Origin of the sequence: Vibrio sp. OPT46, from assembly GCF_015163535.1 — a bacterium.
Lineage (GTDB): Bacteria > Pseudomonadota > Gammaproteobacteria > Enterobacterales > Vibrionaceae > Vibrio > Vibrio alginolyticus.
Genome location: NZ_JADDYG010000577.1, coordinates 1 through 268, shown reverse-complemented (window position 1 = coordinate 268; position 268 = coordinate 1). Strand labels below are relative to the sequence as shown.

The window sequence follows — 268 nt, the reverse complement described above, 5'->3', positions numbered from 1 at the left end:
TTCAACTGACCAGCTATCTCATAAATATCTGTAACGAAGATTTGTTTTTCCATTTCGTTTAGCAGAGCATTAACTTCAGCTTCTCGTTGAGCTCTACGCTTTGTCCTAGTCTCCTCCTGGAATTTTGCTAAACGCTCTTCATCCGATGCCTTCTCTTTTTTCGGTTCAGGCCCACCGTTTAGTAATTTGTTATTTTCTATCAAAAGCTGCTGATACTGATTGTCAAGCATTAACATCTTATTAGCATGCTCTTTTTGGGCTCGTATCA

The 268-nt window shown here is 39.2% G+C and carries 1 protein-coding gene; it reads right to left on the bottom strand.

The window, feature by feature from the left end; genetic code table 11:
* The coding region (locus tag IQR33_RS23100; protein ID WP_193844083.1) for a hypothetical protein at nucleotides 1-236 on the bottom strand (236 nt) is incomplete at its 3' end.
* Nucleotides 237-268 lie beyond the last annotated feature (32 nt).